This is a genomic window from Apilactobacillus kunkeei (assembly GCF_005930975.1).
In the GTDB taxonomy this organism is placed as follows: Bacteria; Bacillota; Bacilli; order Lactobacillales; family Lactobacillaceae; genus Apilactobacillus; species Apilactobacillus kunkeei_E.
In genome coordinates this window covers 1-259 of the sequence record NZ_VBSE01000010.1, presented here as the reverse complement: position 1 = coordinate 259, position 259 = coordinate 1, and the positions used below count along the sequence as shown (strand labels likewise).

Sequence of the window (259 nt, the reverse complement as noted above, 5' to 3'; positions counted from 1 at the left end):
GCCTCATCCCAAATGTCTTGGTCAATTGATGACATCTTTTGATTGTCGCTCAATCTTACATTAATTTCATAAATCCATGCATTTATTGGTTCATAGTCCTTACTTAACGCATTGGTAACTCGATATTCTAAGTCCTGTCTTTGACCATCAGAAATTGGGTTATTCAAGATAAGGTTCAAACTAATTAGCTGCATGTTTTCATACTTATTACCCATTAAAACTTGTAGAATATGATTTTTGGCACTTTCAACATCAACAA

At 33.2% G+C, this 259-nt stretch carries 1 protein-coding gene; it reads right to left on the bottom strand.

Features of this window, described 5'->3' with window-relative positions:
• Positions 1-259 (bottom strand): hypothetical protein (locus FD688_RS07305; RefSeq protein ID WP_190242836.1); only part of this gene is annotated, 259 nt, incomplete at both ends.